The 6,000-nt window shown below is 56.5% G+C and carries 3 protein-coding genes and 2 pseudogenes; 2 read left to right on the top strand and 3 right to left on the bottom strand.

Translation table 11 applies throughout. The features are described from left to right. Positions 1-51: 51 nt before the first annotated feature. Positions 52-981, top strand: a pseudogene (locus IOD40_RS17405) (IS3 family transposase); the annotation flags it as partial. A gap of 300 nt (positions 982-1,281) precedes the next feature. On the opposite strand, the gene IOD40_RS17400 reads toward IOD40_RS17405, so the two are convergent. Further along, on the bottom strand, positions 1,282-1,593 hold the full coding sequence (locus IOD40_RS17400) for a hypothetical protein (protein WP_198477980.1): 312 nt from the start codon (positions 1,591-1,593) through the stop codon (positions 1,282-1,284). A gap of 267 nt (positions 1,594-1,860) precedes the next feature. Here IOD40_RS17400 and IOD40_RS17395 point away from each other — a divergent pair, with 267 nt between their 5' ends. Next, on the top strand, positions 1,861-2,577 hold the full coding sequence (locus tag IOD40_RS17395) for an antitoxin Xre/MbcA/ParS-like domain-containing protein (RefSeq protein ID WP_198477979.1): 717 nt from the start codon (positions 1,861-1,863) through the stop codon (positions 2,575-2,577). A 306-nt stretch (positions 2,578-2,883) separates the two neighbouring features. On the opposite strand, the pseudogene IOD40_RS17390 reads toward IOD40_RS17395, so the two are convergent. After that, positions 2,884-3,098 (bottom strand): annotated as a pseudogene (locus IOD40_RS17390) (hypothetical protein). Between the two features lie 89 nt (positions 3,099-3,187). Further along, complete coding sequence (locus IOD40_RS17385) at positions 3,188-3,628, bottom strand: universal stress protein (protein ID WP_198477978.1); 441 nt, start codon at positions 3,626-3,628, stop codon at positions 3,188-3,190. Between the last annotated feature and the right edge of the window lie 2,372 nt (positions 3,629-6,000).

The raw sequence follows: 6,000 nt of genomic DNA, 5'->3' as shown, positions 1-6,000 counted from the left end.
GGTTTGACCGCCTCATGATGCGGCAGGAGGACGAGGCGGACCATCCCATTAATGGTAGGGCCCGCCGCCAAGCGCGAAGCCGTCGCGCATCTGCAGGCCGTCATGGGCCTGTCAGAGCGTCGGGCCTGTACCTTCGTCGGTGCCGACCGCAAGATGATCCGCTACCAGTCCTGCCTTCCGCCGGAGACCGAACTGCGCGGCCGGCTACGGGATCTTGCCAATGAACGCCGCCGGTTTGGCTATCGGCGGCTGTTCGTCCTGCTGCGGCGAGAAGGCGAGCGCTCCGGCATCAACCGCATCTATCGGCTCTACAGGGAGGAAGGGCTGACGGTTCGCAAGCGCCGGGCAAGGCGGCGCGCGGTGGGCACGAGAGCGCCAATCCTGGTCGAGGCGAAACCGAATGCACGCGGGTCCCTGGACTTCGTGCACGACCAGTTTGCCTGCGGGCGGCGCTTCCGCGTGCTGAACATCGTTGATGACGTAACGCGCGAATGCCTTGCTGCGATCCCGGATACGTCGATCTCTGGCCGTCGTGTCGCTCGCGAACTAACGGACTTGATCGCCGAGCGCGGCAAGCCGGATATGATCGTCTCCGACCACGGCACGGAGTTCACATCGAACGCGATCCTCGCCTGGTCGAAGGATCACCGTGTCGAGTGGCACTACATCGCGCCTGGCAAGCCGATGCAAAACGGCTATGTCGAATCCTTCAACGGCCGGATGCGTGACGAGCTTTTGAACGAAAGCCTGTTTTTTGGTCTCGACCACGCCCGAAGCGCCATCGCCGAATGGCGGCGGGACTTCAACACCGCGAGACCGCATTCCTCGCTCGGATACCAGACCCCGGCGGCCTTCGCCGGAACTCTCATCGCAACTGGCTCCGACGCTTTGCTCGATAAGGGCTTCGCGTCTCCGCCGGTTGCTCAACCCGCGCCTTACGGGGTAACAGAAACGGTCGAGGCTCTAATCGCCGCTGGATGATAGTTCCGTGGCAGGTCAGCCGGACTCTAACTCCAGGTGGAGGAAAAACTCAGTGGCAAGTCACGACCGCTATCGAGACCATGTCGATCTGATTGCGGGAGGCGTACCATGCCAGAGCAAGCTCACGACGCTATGCATAGGCAGGATGCGCGATGGGCGCAGCCATTTGGCTGCGCCTCCTCGCCTGCCTGCCTGGCTAGAGCCAGGCAGGCGATTCACATGTAAACGACGTTTCAGGAAGTAATGGGGGGAACGATACAGGATTAAAGGAAAACTGACGGTCATCCAGACCGCGTCGGTCTAGTCCTGACCTGACCTCAGATGGACTTTTTTGAGGAAATCCCAGCCACGTTTATATTTGTCGACTAAATCCTCAAAGACGAGATCGCATTGGTCCTTGTCGAAACCCTGTTTGACGAGTTTATCGACGAGGCCGTCTTGCAAGCGCTCGAGCTCGGAAAAATTCCCGCTGCGGACATTTTCTTCAAACGAGATGTGAAGCAGCATCCGGGCAAAATCGTCCCGCGAAGGCCGTTTCAGAGCCCGATTGCGCTCGCGCAGTTCCTTCTGCCGCACGCGCTGCTTCTCCAGTCGCGCCCTATCTTTAGCCACAGCTGCTTTCCTCCGCTCCCTGTCCACAAACGCCGTTTGCGCTTGTAGCACCTTTCCAGAACTCGGAATCGTTTACAACCAATCCAGAATCGCAAATCTCGAACTCTGAATCGGGTTTGCGCAATTTATTTCGACTTGAGATGAGTTGTCGGGACCTTGAAAGGATTTGGCGGCAAGGTGAAACAACGTTCGGGCGATTTAGATCAAGTCGTTGGCACGTTGCTCAAGATCGTTTTCCTTCATGATCCTGATTAGAGGCTTACTGCAGTGGAAAAAAAGCGTCCTGAAATCTCCACCCTACGCTTGACTGAAGACGCGTGGGCGGAAATCCGAAACGCACTCACACTCCACAACCGCAATATCCCGTTTGGTGATCTGCGTGGCCGGCTGAGCCAGCTCAAGCCGGTGATTGAAGCAATCATCATGCTTCCCAGGGAGCCCCTCGGGGCCCTCAGCAAACACTCTTCTCATGACAGTCTCGAAATGATCCTTTGCGAGTTGATCGCAAGGCTACCACCACCGGCACCAGGCCGATTTATTGACATTGATCTTGACGAACTACCGACCGAAGACGGGGTCGGCGAAGGAATGGGCGAACGTGTAACTTATGAAGAAGGCCTTCGTCGTCTAAGGGAGTATTCCGTTGATGTTGACCTGGAAACAATCGCAGGTCCTCTTGCGGGCGCTGCGGAAATCGAACGAAAACTTGGCATTCCCCTTCCAATGCTGGCTCAGTGGAATGAGCAGAAACAAGTTGTCGCGCTGAAAGGCAAAGAAGAACGCTCTCTTTACCCGCTAGCTCAGTTTGTCGATGGGAAACCGATCGACGGGATCAAGGAAGTTCTGGAGTTCATCCCTCATCCGCGTACCGCCTGGATGTGGCTTATCAGGCCCAAACCGAGCATCGGGGGGATACCACTGGATCTGTTAAGGCAAGGCAAGCTTTATGATGTCCTCGCAGCTGCCGAGCGGGATTTTGGGTGAGCGTAGTTGATAAGCGTGAAAAGCATTGAGGGTGTGGTGCAGGCTAATATTTGCCGCGTGAGGCGTTGGGTCGGGTCGTGAAATCTTCCATTGTCACGATTTGCCGCTCTGTCGCGTGGTCATCAATTACAGAACGCACCAAGGTCGGCAGAAGATACGTCGTTCTGGCGGGAACCACATGGAGCGGTTCAGCTTGGTCTCGTGCTTCTGCGCAGAATACGAGACTTTGTAGGGGTGATCAGCTAAAACGCGACGCGGTTTTGTGCGCCTTGGTTGTTCTTATCGTCAGGCATCTAAACCACCCGCTCACTCTGGCGTCCGATTGGCAGCATGATCCTGACGCTGCTCATTCTGGACCTGCTTGCCGTCTAGACCTCGCTCTTGCGAGTGGCGTGATTTATCCGGTTAGAGAGGATATCGTTCTCTCCGACCAGGTCGCGCTGCAGCTCGGTGTTTGCACCGCTGCCGTCGCCCTTGCCCTGCGCTCCAGGGCCCATGTGCTTTTTGCTGGCATTGGCCATCGTCTATCTCCTCTTGAGTACACGAAGGCCAACCACCGGGCGGTAAGATAAGTTCCGACTGACCGGAAGAGATCAAGCCTCCTTGGGCGTCACCGCACCACGAGGACCGGAACCGGGCTGGTCTTGACTACAACGTTCGTCTGGCTTCCGAGGAGCAGCTTGTTGAGGACGCTACGCCCATGTGAGGCCATCGCGATCAGGTCGCAGCCAAGTTCCGAAGCCTTGTCAAGGATCGCTGTCGAGGCAGCAGAGTTCGCAACGTGAACTGTCTGCACGTCGACACCCAGTTCCGACGCGCGAGCTAGAGCCTTCTCAAGGATCTGCGCGGCGGCTCTTTTGTTCTCGTCCTCGAAGCTGCGCGCCGCTTCAGGTGTCGGGTTCCAGGTCCGACCATAGACGATAGGGAACGGCTCGGTCGCTGTGATGATGGTCGCCTTGCTGCCGAGCGATTTAGCCAGCACCAGACCGTGTTCAACGCCCTTCATCGATACGTCAGAGCCATCAGTTGGAATTAGGATGTGTTTGTACATGTGCTTCCTCCGGGTTGCTGCACGAGCGTAGTAGAACATCGTGCCATCCACTTGCGATAGATCAACAACCCGAACGGGTTTGAGAAAAAAATAGACGATGCCGACGAAGTCTACGGGGTAACTTACACTCGTACATCTGACGGGGCGGGAGCAACGCATGTGGTATCACCGATGTAGAGATCGGGAAGACAGGCGGTTACCCAATCTGCCTCATCACCCTGAGGACACCATTACTGTTGACAGTGGCTTTCGGACCGTTCCCTGCCACCTGTTGCAGGGAAGCGGTCACGCGGCGATAGCCAATGGTAGGTCCCTGATCAATGATCGGACGCAGCTCGACTAAATGAGCTACAAATCATGGGCCTTCCGGCTGGGGCCGCCCTGCTTGGATCCCTCGCACACGCGCTTTCCCAGACCGCTGACCTGGGAAACTCCAACGACACCTTTATCGGCCATAACAGCTGCGTGGCTGCAACGTAGGCAACGCTCATGCCCGGCTGATCGCTTCCTCCACTTGCCGAAACTGCGGTTCGATCGGCACTGTGCCGGTTGAGAATGCCACGCAAGCGGGTGACTAGGAACGGAGTCTGTACCAACGCGACGTCGTCCGCGCCCATTCGCGATCGCTAGAAATAAACCAAGCCGGACTCGTTACAATGCGCCTATCAGCACCAGTAAGTATGGGGTGTGACGACGTTCCCCGACTAAAGCTGTCACCGCGCAGGCGACCGTCGACCAGTTCGAGAGTATCGGTGTTTCATCAAGAACCGCAAATTCGGCTGGGTGATGACCAGTAGCGATCATTTCCATACAGCGACAAGGAGCTTAAGCCGGCGCAGTGATTTTAGGTATGACGCGTCAACGTTACCTCCGAACTTGAACACCAGCATCCCAATCCTTTCTCTATGTCTATTTCCAAGGGGAACAGCCGCGCTTATGCCGCCGCGCTTGCAAAGGGATCCGCACGCGAACGCGCGCTCCAGAACTCTGGGAGAACCCACTCACTGGGGGGAGGGGAGACGACGGTCAAGCGATCTTATTTTGGGCCTCCTGAAGCTGACGCTCTTAGCCAGACGAACAATGTGTTGGCAACTGGACAGTTCCGTGCGCCGGCTCAGGTCCAGTCGCGAAATGTTCTCATTCCGCTTATGATGCACCTTCGAGCCTCACGATTGTTCGCGTGGATGAGGCTGGTCCATCCTCCAAAGATCTACTGTAGCGATCGCACCTGTCCATTGGCCTGCTACCTCGGCGGCGACCAAGGGAGGCCGAGCAGCGTTGAATTACCTATGCGCGGACCTCGCAAACGCGATCAGTGCGTCGGACAATGAGGAGGGCTGATTTGAGATGCGAGGTTCCTGGTGTCCTCGACGCTGCCCCTTGTGTTGACTAAAGTGAGATCCAGTGGGCCAAGACACTGCTTCATCCACAGGATTGGGTACTCCCTTGATGCCAAGCACCTCCTGGAGTGCAAGACCCGCCTGGCGCTCCAACTCGACCCTGAAGCGTTGCTTCAGATAGCCGAGTGCGCTCCCAAGCCCTTTCGTACCAAAAAGAAGGTCAAGCTCGCTCAGATTGCAGATGCCGTTTTCAGGCTCAGAATCCCCGTCCGAGCAATCGAGGATTGCGAGCCTTACACACGAGCCGGATGCACCGTATCCGTAGAGGCCTAGCGAGGCTGCAGCCGTCATTGCGGCAGCCAACATTGTTCTTCGCAGCTTTGGAATCGATGAATGTACCGTCCTGACGTTACGTCTTTGGTCGACGAGAAAAAGTACACCTGCCGAGTCATCCATCACGACATAATCAGGGGTGTAACGGTCCACAATGCGAGCATCCTGCGGTAAAGCCATATGGGAAAGAGGTTCGGCCACACCTTGACGCACGCATTCGAGAGCACGAGCAGTGACAGGTAGAGCTGAAGGGAGTTGCAGGACACGCAAATGCGTCCGGGACGCAATCAGAAAAGGGATCGCAGCCTTTTACATTCCCGGTTCGCGCAGAAACGCTGAGTGAAAAATTGAAGCAATTGGCGCGTATCTGCCAAACGTGGTGTCCAGCTCTGACTTTGGCGCGCATGCTGCTGCTGCAACGCTTGAAGCTAGGTCATTTAGTCTTGCAAGGACATGTACAGGCAGGGTTTCGGTGCACACACCATGCGCGATGGAATTGTTGTTCAAAGGAAAACTCCTGATTGACATTGAGCGTCATCGTCCGGCTGTAAGCGACCGGTCGAAACAAAATGGAATTAGAAAAAGGGGAAGGGGGAGGGGACTCACCTCAAGATGAGCCGCCTCGACGCCTACGGAGCTTTTCCGAGGTGCATAGACGCGATATGAATCGACATAGCCCTATCCTTCTGAGTCAAGGTT

The sequence above is a fragment of the Aquamicrobium zhengzhouense genome (assembly GCF_016124105.1).
GTDB classification, from domain to species: Bacteria; Pseudomonadota; Alphaproteobacteria; order Rhizobiales; family Rhizobiaceae; genus Aerobium; species Aerobium zhengzhouense.
Note: the sequence above shows the minus strand (reverse complement) of the source record. Positions and strands in the feature narration are given on the sequence as shown.